At 68.2% G+C, this 14272-nt stretch carries 13 protein-coding genes; 3 read left to right on the top strand and 10 right to left on the bottom strand.

What is annotated here, in order from left to right:
* Positions 1-4: 4 nt before the first annotated feature.
* On the bottom strand, positions 5-1582 hold the full coding sequence (locus ACSUZC_RS06430) for a carboxyl transferase domain-containing protein (RefSeq protein ID WP_439032040.1): 1578 nt from the start codon (positions 1580-1582) through the stop codon (positions 5-7).
* 239 nt (positions 1583-1821) lie between these two features.
* Between ACSUZC_RS06430 and ACSUZC_RS06425 the strand changes: the two genes are divergently transcribed.
* Positions 1822-5406: an indolepyruvate ferredoxin oxidoreductase family protein gene (locus tag ACSUZC_RS06425; protein WP_439032039.1), complete on the top strand. Its 3585-nt coding sequence runs from the start codon at positions 1822-1824 to the stop codon at positions 5404-5406.
* A 20-nt stretch (positions 5407-5426) separates the two neighbouring features.
* On the opposite strand, the gene ACSUZC_RS06420 is transcribed toward ACSUZC_RS06425, so the two are convergent.
* Both ACSUZC_RS06420 and ACSUZC_RS06415 read right to left on the bottom strand, forming a co-directional pair.
* A complete protein-coding gene (locus tag ACSUZC_RS06420) occupies positions 5427-6215 on the bottom strand; it encodes an SAM-dependent methyltransferase (RefSeq protein WP_439032038.1) in 789 nt (262 codons plus the stop codon).
* Entirely contained in the window at positions 6196-6810 is a 615-nt protein-coding gene (locus ACSUZC_RS06415; RefSeq protein ID WP_439032037.1) for a DUF5336 domain-containing protein, read from the bottom strand. Before ACSUZC_RS06415 ends, ACSUZC_RS06420 begins: the two co-directional genes overlap by 20 nt.
* Before the next feature lie 226 nt (positions 6811-7036).
* Between ACSUZC_RS06415 and ACSUZC_RS06410 the strand changes: the two genes are divergently transcribed.
* Positions 7037-7690 (top strand): TetR/AcrR family transcriptional regulator, encoded by a 654-nt coding sequence (locus ACSUZC_RS06410; protein ID WP_439032036.1) that lies wholly within the window; start codon positions 7037-7039, stop codon positions 7688-7690.
* A 12-nt stretch (positions 7691-7702) separates the two neighbouring features.
* Here ACSUZC_RS06410 and ACSUZC_RS06405 read toward each other — a convergent pair whose 3' ends face one another.
* The 3 genes from ACSUZC_RS06405 to ACSUZC_RS06395 are packed head-to-tail and all read right to left on the bottom strand — an operon-like array spanning position 7703 to position 10260.
* Positions 7703-8323 (bottom strand): nitroreductase family protein, encoded by a 621-nt coding sequence (locus tag ACSUZC_RS06405; RefSeq protein WP_439032035.1) that lies wholly within the window; start codon positions 8321-8323, stop codon positions 7703-7705.
* A gap of 57 nt (positions 8324-8380) precedes the next feature.
* Positions 8381-8791 carry an NUDIX hydrolase gene (locus tag ACSUZC_RS06400; RefSeq protein WP_439032034.1) on the bottom strand — a complete coding sequence of 137 codons (411 nt, stop codon included), beginning with the start codon at positions 8789-8791 and terminating at the stop codon, positions 8381-8383.
* Positions 8788-10260 (bottom strand): carboxyl transferase domain-containing protein, encoded by a 1473-nt coding sequence (locus tag ACSUZC_RS06395; RefSeq protein ID WP_439032033.1) that lies wholly within the window; start codon positions 10258-10260, stop codon positions 8788-8790. The genes ACSUZC_RS06400 and ACSUZC_RS06395 overlap by 4 nt, the downstream gene beginning before the upstream one ends.
* An 80-nt stretch (positions 10261-10340) precedes the next feature.
* On the opposite strand from ACSUZC_RS06395, the gene ACSUZC_RS06390 reads away from it, so the two are divergent.
* Positions 10341-10805, top strand: coding sequence for an SRPBCC family protein (locus ACSUZC_RS06390; RefSeq protein ID WP_439032032.1), 465 nt, complete (start codon positions 10341-10343; stop codon positions 10803-10805).
* On the opposite strand, the gene ACSUZC_RS06385 is transcribed toward ACSUZC_RS06390, so the two are convergent.
* From ACSUZC_RS06385 to sucC, 4 genes are all read right to left on the bottom strand, one after another.
* On the bottom strand, positions 10789-11310 hold the full coding sequence (locus ACSUZC_RS06385) for an RDD family protein (protein WP_439032031.1): 522 nt from the start codon (positions 11308-11310) through the stop codon (positions 10789-10791). The genes ACSUZC_RS06390 and ACSUZC_RS06385 overlap by 17 nt on opposite strands.
* Positions 11307-12017, bottom strand: a complete 711-nt coding sequence (locus tag ACSUZC_RS06380) for a hypothetical protein (RefSeq protein WP_439032030.1) — start codon at positions 12015-12017, stop codon at positions 11307-11309. The genes ACSUZC_RS06385 and ACSUZC_RS06380 overlap by 4 nt, the downstream gene beginning before the upstream one ends.
* Positions 12018-12111: 94 nt before the next feature.
* Entirely contained in the window at positions 12112-13014 is a 903-nt protein-coding gene (gene sucD, locus ACSUZC_RS06375) for a succinate--CoA ligase subunit alpha (protein WP_238421214.1), read from the bottom strand.
* A gap of 14 nt (positions 13015-13028) precedes the next feature.
* Positions 13029-14192, bottom strand: a complete 1164-nt coding sequence (gene sucC, locus ACSUZC_RS06370; RefSeq protein ID WP_010843609.1) for an ADP-forming succinate--CoA ligase subunit beta — start codon at positions 14190-14192, stop codon at positions 13029-13031.
* Between the last annotated feature and the right edge of the window lie 80 nt (positions 14193-14272).

The following is a 14272-nucleotide window of genomic DNA, read 5'->3' as shown; positions in this document are numbered from 1 at the left end:
GGGCTCACATGCGGAAAACGCCGTAGCGCGGCTCGGCGAGCGGCGCATACCGGGCGGTCTCGAGCGCCAGTCCCAACAGGGTCCGGGTCCGGGCGGGGTCGATGATGCCGTCGTCCCAGAGGCGAGCCGTCGAGTAGTAGGCGTCGGACTGACGTTCGAACTGTTCGCGGATCGGCGCCTTGAACGCCTCCTCGTCGTCGGCCGGCCACTGCTGCCCGGATCGCTCGATCTGGTTGCGCCGCACCGTGCCGAGCGTGTCCGCGGCCTGCGGTCCGCCCATGACGGAGATGCGGGCGTTGGGCCACATCCACAGGAACCGGGGCGAGTACGCCCGACCGCACATCGAGTAGTTGCCTGCGCCGAAGGACCCGCCGACCATGACGGTGAACTTGGGAACGCGGGCACATGCCACCGCGTTCACCATCTTCGCGCCGTGCTTGGCGATCCCACCCTGCTCGTAGGCTTTGCCCACCATGAAGCCGGTGATGTTCTGCAGGAACAGCAACGGGATTCGGCGCTGGTCGCACAACTCGATGAAATGGGCACCCTTCAGCGCCGATTCGCCGAAGAGCACGCCGTTGTTGGCGACGATTCCCACCGGATGCCCGTGGAGGTGGGCGAACGCGGTCACCAGACTCGTACCGTAGTTCTCCTTGAACTCGGTGAATTCGCCGCCGTCGCAGATGATCTCGATGACAGATCGGACGTCGTACGGAGTGCGCGGGTCGGTGGGCACGACGTCGTAGATGTCGGTTTGCGGCCGCAGCGGCTCACGCACCGGGACGGTCTCCCACTGCGGCGCCTCGCGCGGGCCGAGTGTCGCGACGATGTCGCGGACCTTCGCCAGGGCCTGTTGATCGTTCTCCACGAGATGGTCGGTCACTCCGGACACCGAGGAGTGCATCGCTCCACCGCCGAGGTCTTCGGCCGAGACATCCTCTCCCGTCGCCGCCTTCACCAGGGGCGGTCCGGCCAGGAAGATGGTGCCCTGGTTGCGCACGATGACGGTCTCGTCGCTCATCGCCGGCACATACGCCCCACCGGCCGTGGAGGAACCCAGGACAGCGGAGATCTGGGGTATGCCCGCGGCGCTCATCGTCGCCTGGTTGTAGAAGATGCGACCGAAATGGTCGCGGTCGGGGAAGACCTCGTCCTGCTGGAGCAGCATGGCTCCGCCGGAGTCGACGAGATAGATGCACGGCAGGCGGTTGGCCGCCGCGATCTCCTGTGCCCGGAGATGCTTCTTGACCGTGATCGGGTAGTAGGTGCCGCCCGAGACCGTCGCGTCGTTGGCCACGATCATGCACTCGCGGCCGGCAACGCGTCCCACCCCCGCGATGACACCTGCGGCGGGCGCCTTGCCGTCGTACATCTCGTAGGCCGCCAGCGGGGCGACCTCGAGGAACGGCGACCCGACGTCGAGCAGGCCGTCGACCCGGTCGCGCGGGAGCAACTTCCCGCGCGAGACATGACGTTCGCGCGCTGTGGCGCCGCCACCGTCGGACACGTCGCGGAGCCGCTCATCGAGGAGGTCGATGTTGCGCTGGTGGGCGGCCCGGAAGCCTTCGAGCGTGCTGGTCACCGTCGACCCTTCAGTTAGTTGCGATTAACTGAAAGAAGATACTACGCGACACGGTGGCCTGTGTCACGCGTTCGGTGCCGACCGGCCCACGCCGTACTCCCGGCCCTGCAACGTGACGCACATCACCGCGTCTCGTACTGTGGTGTCAGGCCCACCACCCCCGGGCCGCCACAACCGATGCGTCGACCAGCCGATACCCACGGCACCGACCCACCGCACACAGAAGGCCAGGTGACCCCATGACCCTCGCAGACGACCGCGCGCGACCCCGGAACACCGCGGAATCCGCCTCGCGCGCCCCGCTGACCGGCATCGCCGGGTTCTCCCTCGACGAGCGCTACACCCGCGACGCGGGCGACATCTACCTCACCGGAATCCAGGCTCTCGTCCGGATGGTCCGCGACCGTGCTCGCGTCGACCGCCGCCAGAATCTCCGGACCGCATCGTTCGTCTCGGGTTACGAGGGTTCGCCCCTTGCCGGTTACGATCTCGAGCTCGCCCGCCGCCGGGATCTCCTCGCCGAGTACGACGTCATCCACCGCCCGGCGCTGAACGAGGAGCTGGCCGCCACCTCGGTGATGGGTTCTCAACTCGCTGCCCAGGTGACGGGCCCGGACGGCCTGCGTCGAGCACCCGACGGCACGGCTCGCGACGGGGTCGTCGGTTACTGGTACGGCAAGGCACCCGGACTCGACCGCGCGACCGACGCACTGCGGCACGCCAACCTGATCGGGACACATCCCGCCGGCGGTGCCGTCGCACTGGTGGGCGACGACCCCGGTGCCAAGTCGTCGACGGTGCCCTGCGCATCCGAGATGGCCCTGGCCGACCTCTACATCCCCATCCTCTACCCCGCCGACTCGCAGGACATCCTCGACCTCGGCGTCCACGCGGCCACCATGAGCCGGGTCAGCGGATTGTGGACCTCGCTGAAGATCTCTGCCCACGTCGCCGACGGCGCGTCCGGCGCCCATGTCGACCCCGACCGGATCGCGCCCGTCCACGGTGACCTCGGCACGAGCCCACACGTTCCCAGCGGACGGCTGCTCGGATCGAATCTCATGGAACTCGAGCAGAACCAGCTCACCATCAGGCTCCCCCGTGCGCAGGAGTACGCACGCCTCAACGGGATCAACCGCATCGTGGTCTCCAGCGCCGACGACCGCATCGGCATCGTCGCCGCGGGCAAGACCTACCTGGACCTGCGGGAGGCGCTGCGCCTCCTCGGCATCGACGACGAGGACCTCCGGCGGCTCGGGATACGCATCCTCAAACTCGGGATGGTCTACCCCATCGAGCGAGAGATACTCAATCGCTTCATGTTCGACACCGCGACCGGAGATCTCGAGGAGGTCATCGTCGTCGAGGAGAAACGCGACTTCATCGAGACCATGATGCGCGACATCCTCTTCCGTCACCCGCGTGCACCACGCATCGTCGGGAAGGTGCACGAGGACGGTTCCACCCTGTTCTCGCGGTTCGGTGAACTCGACGTCGACGCGGTGACCCGCGGGCTCGCCGACCGACTCGCCCGGCATCACGTCGAGGCCGCCGAGCAGTGGCTGCGCCGAAAGGCCGCGCGCCGCACGCGGATCGAGCTGCCCCTGGGGGTACGGACCCCGTACTTCTGCTCCGGTTGCCCCCACAACAGCTCGACGAAGGTCGCCGAGGACACCCTGGTCGGTGCCGGCATCGGCTGCCACGCGATGGTGCTGCTGATGGACCCGCGCCAGGTCGGCGAGATCGCCGGGGTCACGCAGATGGGCGGCGAGGGCGCGCAGTGGCTGGGCATGGCACCGTTCGTGTCCGCCCGCCATTTCGTCCAGAACGTCGGCGACGGCACCTTTCTGCACTCGGCGTCCCTCGCGCTTCGGGCCGCGGTGGCCTCGGGTGAGAACATCACCTACAAGCTGCTGTTCAACGGCACGGTCGCCATGACCGGCGGGCAGGACCCCGTCGGCGCGATGACTCTCCCTCGGCTGACCTCCATGCTCCTCGACGAGGGCGTGGCGAGAGTCGTCGTCACCTCCGACGACGTGAAACGCACGCGCGGGCTGGGACTTCCGGGCAGGGTCGAGGTCCGGCACCGAGACGACCTCCTCGACGTGCAGGCCGAGTTGGCGGCCGTGCCCGGGGTGACGGTGCTCGTGCACGACCAGCACTGCGCCGCGGAGAAGCGTCGTAAGCGCAAGCGCGGCACCATCCCCACTCCCACCACACGGGTGATGATCAACGAACGCATCTGCGAGGGCTGCGGCGACTGCGGCGAGAAGTCCAACTGCCTGTCGGTCCATCCCGTGCAGACCGAATTCGGTCGCAAGACGCAGATCGACCAGAGCTCCTGCAATCTGGACTACTCCTGCCTCGACGGCGACTGCCCGTCGTTCGTCACGGTCACCCCGGGATCCGCCCGTACACGCCCGCGGGCAACCGCTCTCGCCGACTCGGCGCTGCCGGCTCCCGCGGTTCCGCCGGTGCGGGACACGTTCTCGATGCGCGTCACCGGTATCGGCGGCACGGGCGTCGTGACAGTGTCCCAGGTGCTCGCGACCGCCGCCGTCCTCGACGGCCACAGCGCGCGGACCGTCGACATGACCGGGCTGGCACAGAAGGGAGGTGCGGTGGTCAGCGACATCAAGGTGGCACCACAGCCTCTCGAGCAGGCCGCGAAGGTCGCCTCCGACGACTGCGATCTGTACCTCGTGTGCGACCCGCTCGTCGGGACCGATCCGGCCAACCTCAAGGTCGCGACCCCGGAGAAGACCGTCGCCGTGGTGTCGACCACGCAGGTACCGACCGGACTGATGGTCATCGACACCTCGGTCGGATACCCGGCCGAGGCCGCGGTCCACTCCGCGATCGACGCCCGTGTCACTCGCGGGGTGTACCTCGACTCCGGCGCTTTGTCGACGGCACTCTTCGGCGACGAACAGTTCGCCAACATGCTCATGGTGGGCGCCGCGTACCAGGCCGGCGCACTGGCGATCACGGCGTCGGCGATCGAGCGCGCGATCGCACTGAACGGCGTGGCGGTCGAGGAGAACGTACAGGCGTTCCGGCGGGGACGTCAGACGGTGGCCGATGCGCCCGCGGTGGCGTCGACGGTGGCAGAGCTTCGCGGAAACGGTGAGGCCGGACCGGTGCCGAGCGGCCGGGCACTCGAGATCGTGACCCGGTCGCATCACCTCTCCGGACTCGACGACGAACTCGCGGCGACCATCGCCATCCGTTACGACGAACTCATCGCCTACGCCGACGAGCGCTACGCGCGAACGTATCTCGACGCGGTGGGCCGGTTGCACGGAGCCGTGTCCGACGACGCACTCACCGCCGCGGTCGCCCGGAACCTGTACAAGCTGATGGCCTACAAGGACGAGTACGAGGTGGCCCGGCTCACCCAGGATCCGTCATTCGCGGCGAGGGTGTCCCACGAGTTCGGCGACGACGCGCAGGTCGCGGTCCGACTCCATCCACCGACCCTGCGCACTCTCGGAATGCGCGACAAGCTGGCCCTCGGCCGGTGGGCGAACGCACCACTGGGTGCACTCGCGACGATGAAGCGACTTCGCGGCACCGCCCTGGACCCGTTCGGCCGCAGCGAGATCCGGCGAACCGAGCGCGCACTGGTCACCGAGTACCGTGACCTGCTCGAGTCCCTCGCCCGCTCGTTCTCCGGCGGCGGACTCGGTGCCGAGCAGATGCCCGCGGTGATCGCACTGGCCGAGTTGCCGGACATGGTGCGCGGTTACGAGAGCGTCAAGATGAGGAATGTGGAGCGCTATCGCGCGGAACTCGGGCGCCGGCGGGCGGCACTGGGCGTCTGACCCTTCATCGACTGCTGCCGTCAGCGCAAACGCCGAAGACGCGCCACGGCGGTCTGGCCGTCATCGCCCGGGACGAGCTCGCACTCGAGCGACGCGCCGACCCGCCCGTCGCGGACGATCAGATCGTACTGGGCGGTGTTCATCTCGATGAGCAGCTCGCCGCCGACAGCGAGCCATTCCCGGGCGTCGGAGATCAACGCCGTGATGTGGACCAGGCCGTCGGGGCCACCGAGCAGCGCCCGGGGCGGCTCGTGGTCCCGGGCCTCCGGCGGCAGCAGTACGAGCCCTGATTCGGGTACATACGGAGGGACGGCAGCGATCACGTCGATCCGGCCGCGTGATCCCGCCGGCAGTGCTCCGAGTCCGGTACCGAGATGAATCCCGGTCCCGCCCGGCAGGTTTCGGCGCGCAAAGCCCAGGGCGGTGTTGTCGGCATCGACGACGTGCAGAGCGACGCCGGGGACAGCGGCCGCGACGCTCGCAGCGATGGGCGCGACACCGCAGTACGCCTCGAGCACGAGCGGAGACCGTCGCGCCCGCACTGCGGCGACCGCGGTGCGCGCCAACAGCAGTGAGCGTTGCCGAGGCACGAAGACCCCGGGGCCGACCGCCAGGCGGAGGTCGCCGAACCGCACCCAGCCCACGAGGTGCTCGAGTGGTTGGCCCGCGGCGCGGCGCGCACAGAGATCGTCGAGTTCGGTTGCGTCGTGGGCGTGCTCGCGCAGGATGGCCGCCTCCTCCTCGGCGAACACACAGCCGGCGTGGCGGAGGAAGGTGACCACCGGGTCGTCAGGCGGGTTGTGCGTCATCCTTTTTCAGACCGTACAGAAATGCCGCCGCCATCAACAGGGCCACCTGCAGGAACCCGAGGATCAGGCCGACGATCGCACCGGCACCGAGGTCGAGGAACGGCGGCGTGATGAGTGCCGCAGCGAACAGGGCCAGCCACGCCGCAACCCCGATGACCGCCAGGAACGGCAGGGCCTTGCGATACCGCGGAACCAGGACGAACGTCGCCGCGATGCCGACGACCCCGAGGACGATGAAGAACTTCCCGGGGTTCAGGACGATCTCATAGGAGAAGTACGCGGGAATCCCGCCCCGGCCCTCCTCGAATTCCGCTCCCCAGCGATTCAGATCCTCCTCGGCACCGGCCGACACCGAGACCCATCCGAGGAAGCCCATGAAGTAGGTGACGATCCCGGCCAGCGCGGACGCGAGCGCGAAGATCACCGCGAGGTCGGCGCGCGGGGCCGTACCGCCCGGGGCCGGGCCCCAGCCGCCGGTTGGGTACGGACCGCCCGGTCCGCCCCACTGCTGCCCGGGGAAGCCGCCGGTCTGGGGCTGACCCTGGGGTACGCCCGACCACTGACCGCCCGGGTGCTGGGGCTCGCCTGGATTCACGGTTGCACTCCTCGTCGACGCCGCGGCGCCGGTCCCGACTCCGCGGTTGCTCACTCGCCCGCGCGTCTTCGCCCGGGCATGACCTGGCGCAAGACTAGATCGTGCGACCCCGGGTGTGCACCGGTGAGCGGAGTTGTCATTCGACCGGAGGTCGCCCGACCGTCGACCGCGGGAGACCGCGATGTATCGGCGGCTGCCCGCTGCCCGGGCGCGTAGAGTTCGGACGATGTCCGCGACGCACGAAGCGCGCGAGGGCGACACGGCATCCGAGACTCGTCCGCCCACGCGCCGTACCCAGGCCAAGGCGGCGCGCCGTGCCGAGTTGCTGACCGCGGCCGCCGCACAGATGGCCGAGCGGGGATTCGCCGGTGTACGCCTCGAGGACATCGGCCGCGCGGTCGGGGTCAGCGGCCCGGCGATGTACCGGCACTTCTCGTCGAAGACCGAACTCCTCGACGAGATGCTCATCGACATCAGTCAGCGTCTGCACGACGGCGGCACCGAGGTCGCCGACCGCGGCGGGCGTCCCGCTGACACGCTGGTGGCGCTGATCGGCTTCCACATCGACGTGCTGGTCACCCGCCCCGACCTGATCACCGTGCAGGACCGCGACATCTCGTCGATGACACCGGCTGCCAATCACCAGGTGCGCCTGTTGCAGCGGCGCTACGTCGAGAGGTGGGTCGACGTGCTGCTGGCCGTGGGCGACGACGAGGGCCGCGCGGGCGATCGCGACGAAGCCCGTGTGCGGGTCCATGCCATGTTCGGCTTGTTGAACTCCTCGCCGCGGCTCCCGGCCTTCGACCAGGACCGGCTACGGCAGTTGCTCACCGCGATGGCCCTGGCCGCCCTGCGATGTGAGGTTCCGGACCGGATGTGACCGTCCGGCGACTCACCAGCCGTCGATGTGCAGGACCGAATCGAGAGGCTTGCGCGGCGCCGGCTTGAAGTCGGTGCCCTTGGAGTATGCGACCGGGAGCAACACACCCTGGTGGATGTTGTCCGGGATCCCGAGGAGTTCGGCGATCTCCTTCTCGTAGTTGATGTGCAGCGTCGTCCACGCCGATCCGAGGCCACGGGCGCGGAGCGCCAGTTGCAGGCTCCATGCACCGGGCAGCAACGACCCCCACACACCCGCCTGATTGCCCGCGGGCAGATCTCCACCGGTGTAGATGGCGCCGATCACCAGGACCGGGACCTGGCCCATCGTGTCGGCGAGGTACTGGGCGCTGGAGGCCACCCGCTTTCCGGTCTCGTCCCGCGGAGCCTGACCGGAGTAGTACTTGGCGAAGGACTGCGCGTAGTAATCGGCGACCTTCTGCTTGAGCTCGGGATCGGTCAGCACGATCCAGTGCCACGTCTGGCTGTTGCTGCCCGTCGGCGCCTGGAGGGCGACCTCGAGGGCCTCCTTGATCACCTCGAGCGGCACCGGCCGGTCGAAGTCGAGGCGCTTGCGCACCGAGCGCGTGGTGGTGAGGAGCTGGTCGGGGTCCAGGGGCAGTAGTTCGGTCATCACTCCATCCTGCACAAGACTTCCGTGCGGCACCACGTCGGCCTCGGGCTCATGACATCAGCGCGATTCGCGCGGCAGGACTCCCGCTTGCTCGAGGTAGTCCACCAACCGGTCGGTGACCTTTGCCTCGCGAACCTGTGCGGGAGTGAAATACGCGGCGTCGGCGGCATCGTCGCCGGGCCGCAGGGTGCCTGCGCGGATCTCGGCGCGGAAGTCGTACACCTCGTAGACCCGTCCGTCACCGACCGGGATCTCCAGCTGGACAGCCGGTTCGCCGACCTCGACGATCAGCCCCGTCTCCTCCTGGACCTCGCGAACGACGGCCTCCTCCAGCGTCTCTCCCGGCTCGACCTTGCCACCGGGGAGGCTCCAATGCCCCGCCGACGGCTCGTTGCGGCGCAGTATCAACAGGATTCGACCGTCATCGTCGGTGATGAGTGCCCCGACGGCCACGACGCGCTCGGTCATCGCGCGTGCACCGACGGAACGCGGGTACGCGCAGCCGCGTCGGGCACCGGGGATGTGGCGAGGTACCGCCCGATGACATCACGGATCTGCGTGAGCGCAGCGGGATCGGACCCGGCGTCGACGATCTCGTCGACCATCCCCTGCGCGGCCAGCCGTCCGGCGAGAATGCCCTGGCGGGTCGCCATCTCGTCGGCGTGATCGCGGTCGCGGTGCACGATCAGGCTCGCGCCCTCGGGCGGGAGCGGTGACAGCCATGCATCCGACCGCGCCACCCGGAGGTCGGCCGGGAACAGCGCGAGCGCCGCGCCCCCGGCACCCTGACCGAGCAGCACCGAGACCGTTGGCACCGGAGCCTTCATCAATTCGACTGTGCAGCGGGCGATCTGAGCGGCCAGACCACCTTCCTCCGCCACCACCGACAGTTCCGCCCCGGGCGTGTCGATCACCGTGACGACGGGTAGGTCGAGGTCGCCGGCCGCCATGATCGCCCGGCGCGCCTCGCGGAGATGCCGCGGGCCGGGCAGGTCGCCTTCTGCCTGTGAGGTCCGGTCGTAGCCGACGACGAGGGCCACCCGACCCCCGAAGTCACTGAGCGAGAAGCGCAATGGGCCGGCATCCGACAGCGGGGCCGATTCACCCGCCGCGAGGAACTCGATCAGCCCCGCCCGCGTGGGCGCGCGGGTCGCGAGGACGCACTCCCACGCGTCCCTCGCCGCCGGGGGGATGACCCGATCCGACTGCGCCGTGGTCTCGGCGGGCGACGCCGGCGACGATCGGCGCGCGAGCAGACCCACCACCGACGCGAGTCGGCCTGCCAGATCACCGGGGTCGACGACATCGTCGACGACCGTTGTGCGAGACAGGTTCTCGGCCGTCTGCACCCCTTCCGGGAACGCCTCGTCGTACAGCCCCTCGTACACACGGGGTCCGAGGAAGCCGACCAGCGCCCCGGGCTGGGCCCAGGTGACATGGCCGAGCGAACCCCACGAGGCGAAGACGCCACCGGTGGTCGGATGCCGCAGATACACGAGATAGGGCAGCCCGGCCGCCTTGTGGTCGGTGACCGCCCCGGCGATCGCGACCATCTGGAGGAACGCCGCGGTTCCCTCCTGCATCCGCGTACCACCCGACGCGGGAAGGGCGACCAGAGGGAGTCGTTCCTCGGTCGCACGCCGGACCGCCGCCACGATCCTGGTCCCCGCGTCACGCCCGATGGACCCACCGAGGAAGCCGAACTCACTGACCACCGCGGCCACCGGATGACCGCCGATCACCCCGGAGCCGGTGATCACCGATTCGTCGGACCCGGTGCGCTCGCGTGCCCGCGTCAGTTCCTCGGCGTAGGCGTCATCGTTGCCGTCCGATGTCGACGCCGGACTCACGACCGGGGAATCCCACGATTCCCACGTTCCCTCGTCGACGAGCATGTCGCGCAGGTCCGTTGCGGTCAGCCGTGCCCGTTCACCCATGGATGCCACCGTATCGGCCGCCCGCCGATGTCATACTCGCGTCAGCTCGAACCAGTCGACCGACGGCCAGGAGAACCCCCATGTCCGACACTTTCCGCATCACCCGATCGATCACTGTCGACGCCCCGCCGAATGCCGTCCTCGCACAGCTCACCGACTTCCGGCAGTGGGTGCACTGGTCCCCGTGGGAACAGGTCGATCCCGCGATGTCCCGCGAGTACTCGGGTGCGGAGTCCGGGGTCGGGGCGAAATACGCATGGTCGGGCAACAAGAAGGCGGGACGCGGTGCCATGGAGATCATCCGCGTCGACGACCCGCGGGAGGTCGAGGTGCGCCTCGATTTCGAGAAGCCGATGAAGACCACCAACACCGTCACCTTCGAACTGGTTCCGCAGGGTCGGTCCACGCGCGTCATCTGGACGATGGTCGGCAAACACACGTTGTTCAGCCGTGTCGGAGGCGCACTCGGCTTCCTCGACAAGATGCTGGGCAGGGACTTCGAGAAGGGCCTGACCCAATTGAAAGCCGTCAGCGAGAGTAGATGACCCTGGTGCGCAGCAGGACGTCGGCGACCGATCGGCGCCGCCGGTCCACGATCACCCATGCCAGGCCGACGGCGAACAGGGTACACACGAGCGCCCGCAGGACGGCGACGACGGGACGGATGCGTGCGCCCTTCGCATTGACCACCCGCAACCCCATGACGACAGCACCCAGCGTCCGTCCGGACACTTCCCAGCACGTCGCCAGGTACAGGACCGACACCAGCACGAAACCCGTTGTCGTGAAGACGATATCGACCTCGGGCAGAGCGAATTCGCCGACCGAGACCGCGAACTTCATCAGCGACAGGCCGGCGTAACCGGCACCCAGGATGGTCCAGACGACGAGCAGGTCGAGGAACGCCGCGATGCCCCGGCTCACGATGCCCGCGTTCTTGTCACGATCCTGCACGGCGTGCGCGCGGTGCACCCGTGCGATCGCGGGAGTCGTTGTGGCAGGGATACTCTGACCGTCGCCGGAGGCGACCTCGCCCGGGTCGGTCGTCATCTCGGAACTCCTCCGCCGCTCTCGGGGTCGCCGGACTCCGTGCCGCGTCGTCGGAGAAAGCGGTTGACCGCGTTGGCCACCACATCGTCGGCCCGCTCGCTGGTGCTGCGCACATCGGTCATCACATCGGCGGTCACCGAGGTGCTCGCCTCGCGGATGATGTCGGGGAGATCGACGCCGTCGATGATCTCCTCGGCGAGTCCGATCAGATCGACGCGCCCGAGGATGGCGTCGATGTCGATGCGGGCAGCGATCGCGTCGATGTCGATGCCGGTGGCGACGGAGTCGAGGTCCACCTTTGCGATCACCGCGTCGAGGTCCACCAGATCGATCGCTGCCATCAGATCCACTTGCGCCACAGCACGATCGAGGTCGACGGTGGTGATCACCTCGTCGATGTCGATGAGTGCGAGCACCTCGGTGATGAGGCGCTTGAGATCGACGTGGGTCAGCACGAGGTCGGTCAGGTCGACCTCTTCGACCAATGCATCGACGACCTCCCGGATGACGACGCCCAGGACGGCTCGCGTCGTCGAGACGGCCACGGCGACGGCGGCATCGGAGATCGTGGCGATCCGAGCCCGCACGGACCCGATCAACCCGCCGGCAACGGGCAGCCGTTCGGCGACCCCCACGAGCACCCCGGCATACCGCATCGACTCCCCCGCCAGCTGGGAAATCGCGCCGCGTCGCGCCTGGGAGTCCACCGACGGATTATCTCACGCGGCGGTTGCGCGAGTCGGCCCATGAAAAAGCCCGAGCGGGAGAAACTCCCGCTCGGGCTCTTCGGTTGCTGTGAGGCTACAGGGCCTCGTAGAGCTCCCGGGCCAGCGAGGCGGTCTCAGACGGCGTCTTGCCGACCTTGACGCCCGCGGCCTCGAGGGCCTCCTTCTTGCCCTGGGCGGTGCCCGCACCGTCGGAGACGATGGCTCCCGCGTGGCCCATGGTCTTGCCCTCGGGAGCGGTGAAGCCCGCGACGTAGCCGACGACGGGCTTGGTCACGTTGGCCTTGATGTACTCGCCGGCCTTCTCCTCGGCGTCGCCACCGATCTCACCGATCATGACGATCAGCTTGGTCTCGGGGTCCTTCTCGAACGCCTCGATGGCGTCGATGTGGGTGGTTCCGATGACCGGGTCTCCGCCGATGCCGATGGCGGTCGAGAAGCCGAGATCGCGCAGCTCGTACATCATCTGGTAGGTCAGGGTGCCCGACTTGGAGACCAGACCGATCGGACCCTTGCCGGTGATGTTGTTCGGCGTGATGCCCACCAGGGCCTCACCCGGGGTGATGATGCCGGGGCAGTTGGGGCCGATGATGCGGGTCTTCTCGCCCTTCTCCACGTTGTAGGCCCACGCGTAGGCGGAGTCCTGCACCGGGATGCCCTCGGTGATGACCACGAGCAGCGGGATCTCCGCGTCGATGGCCTCGATGATGGCGTCCTTGGAGAACTTCGGCGGCACGAAGGCGATCGAGGTGTCGGCCCCGGTCTCCTTCATGGCCTCGGCGACCGATGCGAACACCGGGAGCTCGACGTTGTTGCCGTCGGCGTCGACGTGCGACACGGTGGTGCCGGCCTTGCGTGCGTTGACACCGCCGACGACGTTGGTGCCGGCCTTGAGCATCAGAGCGGTGTGCTTGGTGCCCTCACCGCCGGTGATGCCCTGGACGATGACCTTGTTGTCCTTGTTCAGAAAGATCGACATATTCCGTGGCTCCCTTACTTGCTCGCCAGCTCGGCGGCCTTGTCGGCGCCCGAGTCCATGGTTTCGGCGAGCGTGACCAACGGGTGGTTCGCATCGGCCAGGATCTTGCGGCCTTCGTCGACCTTGTTGCCGTCGAGGCGGACGACCAGCGGCTTGTTGGCGTCCGACCCCAACTTCTCCAGAGCACCGACGATGCCGTTGGCGACGGCGTCACACGCGGTGATGCCACCGAAGACGTTGACGAAGACGCTCTTGACCTGCTCGTCGCCGAGGATGACGTCGAGACCGGCAGCCATGACCTCGGCCGAGGCGCCGCCGCCGATGTCGAGGAAGTTCGCGGGCTTCACGTTGTTGTGCTTCTCGCCGGCGTAGGCGACCACGTCGAGGGTCGACATGACCAGGCCCGCGCCGTTGCCGATGATGCCGACCTCACCGTCGAGCTTGACGTAGTTGAGGTCGTTCTCCTTGGCCTTGAGCTCCAGGGGATCGGTGGCGTCGCGATCCTCGAACTCCTCGTGGCCGGGCTGACGGAAGTCGGCGTTGGCATCGAGGGTGACCTTGCCGTCGAGGGCGAGGATCTGATCGTCCGGGGTGCGGACGAGCGGGTTGACCTCGACCAGGGTGGCGTCTTCCTTGACGAAGACCTCCCAGAGCTTCGCGATGGTGACCGCTGCGGCGTCGAGCACCTCGGCGGGCAGATGGCCCTGCTCGGCGATCGAGCGCGCGGTTTCCAGATCGACACCCTTCACGGCGTCGACGGCGACCCTCGCGAGACGCTCGGGCTTGGTCGCGGCGACCTCTTCGATCTCCATGCCGCCCTCGACCGAGCACATGGCCAGGTAGGAGCGGTTGGTGCGATCGAGCAGGAAGGAGATGTAGTACTCCTCCGCGATGTCACTGGCCTCGGCGACCAGCAGCTTCTTGACGACGTGGCCCTTGATGTCGAGGCCAAGGATGTTGGAAGCGTGGGACTGCGCGTCGTCCGGGGTCGCGGCGTACTTCACGCCGCCTGCCTTGCCACGCCCGCCGGTCTTGACCTGCGCCTTGATCATCACAGGCTTGCCGATTTCCTCGGCGATCGCCCGCGCGTCGGCGGCATCATCGGTCACCCGACCGGGTGTGGTGGGAACCCCGTGCTTGGCGAACAGTTCCTTCGCCTGGTATTCGAAGAGATCCATTCAGCTCACCATCTCGTAGATTTGCCCGCGCAAGGGTGTAATGCGGGCCATATCGGACTTTAAACCTGTCCTGAATCGCC

The organism is Gordonia terrae (assembly GCF_051789125.1).
GTDB classification, from domain to species: Bacteria; Actinomycetota; Actinomycetes; order Mycobacteriales; family Mycobacteriaceae; genus Gordonia; species Gordonia terrae_A.
Note: the sequence above shows the minus strand (reverse complement) of the source record. Positions and strands in the feature narration are given on the sequence as shown.

Bases quoted from the DNA above. Each gene is read 5' to 3' on its own strand.
- ACSUZC_RS06425 (WP_439032039.1), top strand. From the start codon at position 1,822: ATGACCCTCGCAGACGACCGCGCGCGACCCCGGAACACCGCGGAATCC.
- ACSUZC_RS06420 (WP_439032038.1), bottom strand. From the start codon at position 6,215: ATGACGCACAACCCGCCTGACGACCCGGTGGTCACCTTCCTCCGCCAC.
- ACSUZC_RS06410 (WP_439032036.1), top strand. From the start codon at position 7,037: ATGTCCGCGACGCACGAAGCGCGCGAGGGCGACACGGCATCCGAGACT.
- ACSUZC_RS06405 (WP_439032035.1), bottom strand. From the start codon at position 8,323: ATGACCGAACTACTGCCCCTGGACCCCGACCAGCTCCTCACCACCACG.
- ACSUZC_RS06400 (WP_439032034.1), bottom strand. From the start codon at position 8,791: ATGACCGAGCGCGTCGTGGCCGTCGGGGCACTCATCACCGACGATGAC.
- ACSUZC_RS06395 (WP_439032033.1), bottom strand. From the start codon at position 10,260: ATGGGTGAACGGGCACGGCTGACCGCAACGGACCTGCGCGACATGCTC.
- ACSUZC_RS06390 (WP_439032032.1), top strand. From the start codon at position 10,341: ATGTCCGACACTTTCCGCATCACCCGATCGATCACTGTCGACGCCCCG.
- ACSUZC_RS06385 (WP_439032031.1), bottom strand. From the start codon at position 11,310: ATGACGACCGACCCGGGCGAGGTCGCCTCCGGCGACGGTCAGAGTATC.
- sucD (WP_238421214.1), bottom strand. From the start codon at position 13,014: ATGTCGATCTTTCTGAACAAGGACAACAAGGTCATCGTCCAGGGCATC.
- sucC (WP_010843609.1), bottom strand. From the start codon at position 14,192: ATGGATCTCTTCGAATACCAGGCGAAGGAACTGTTCGCCAAGCACGGG.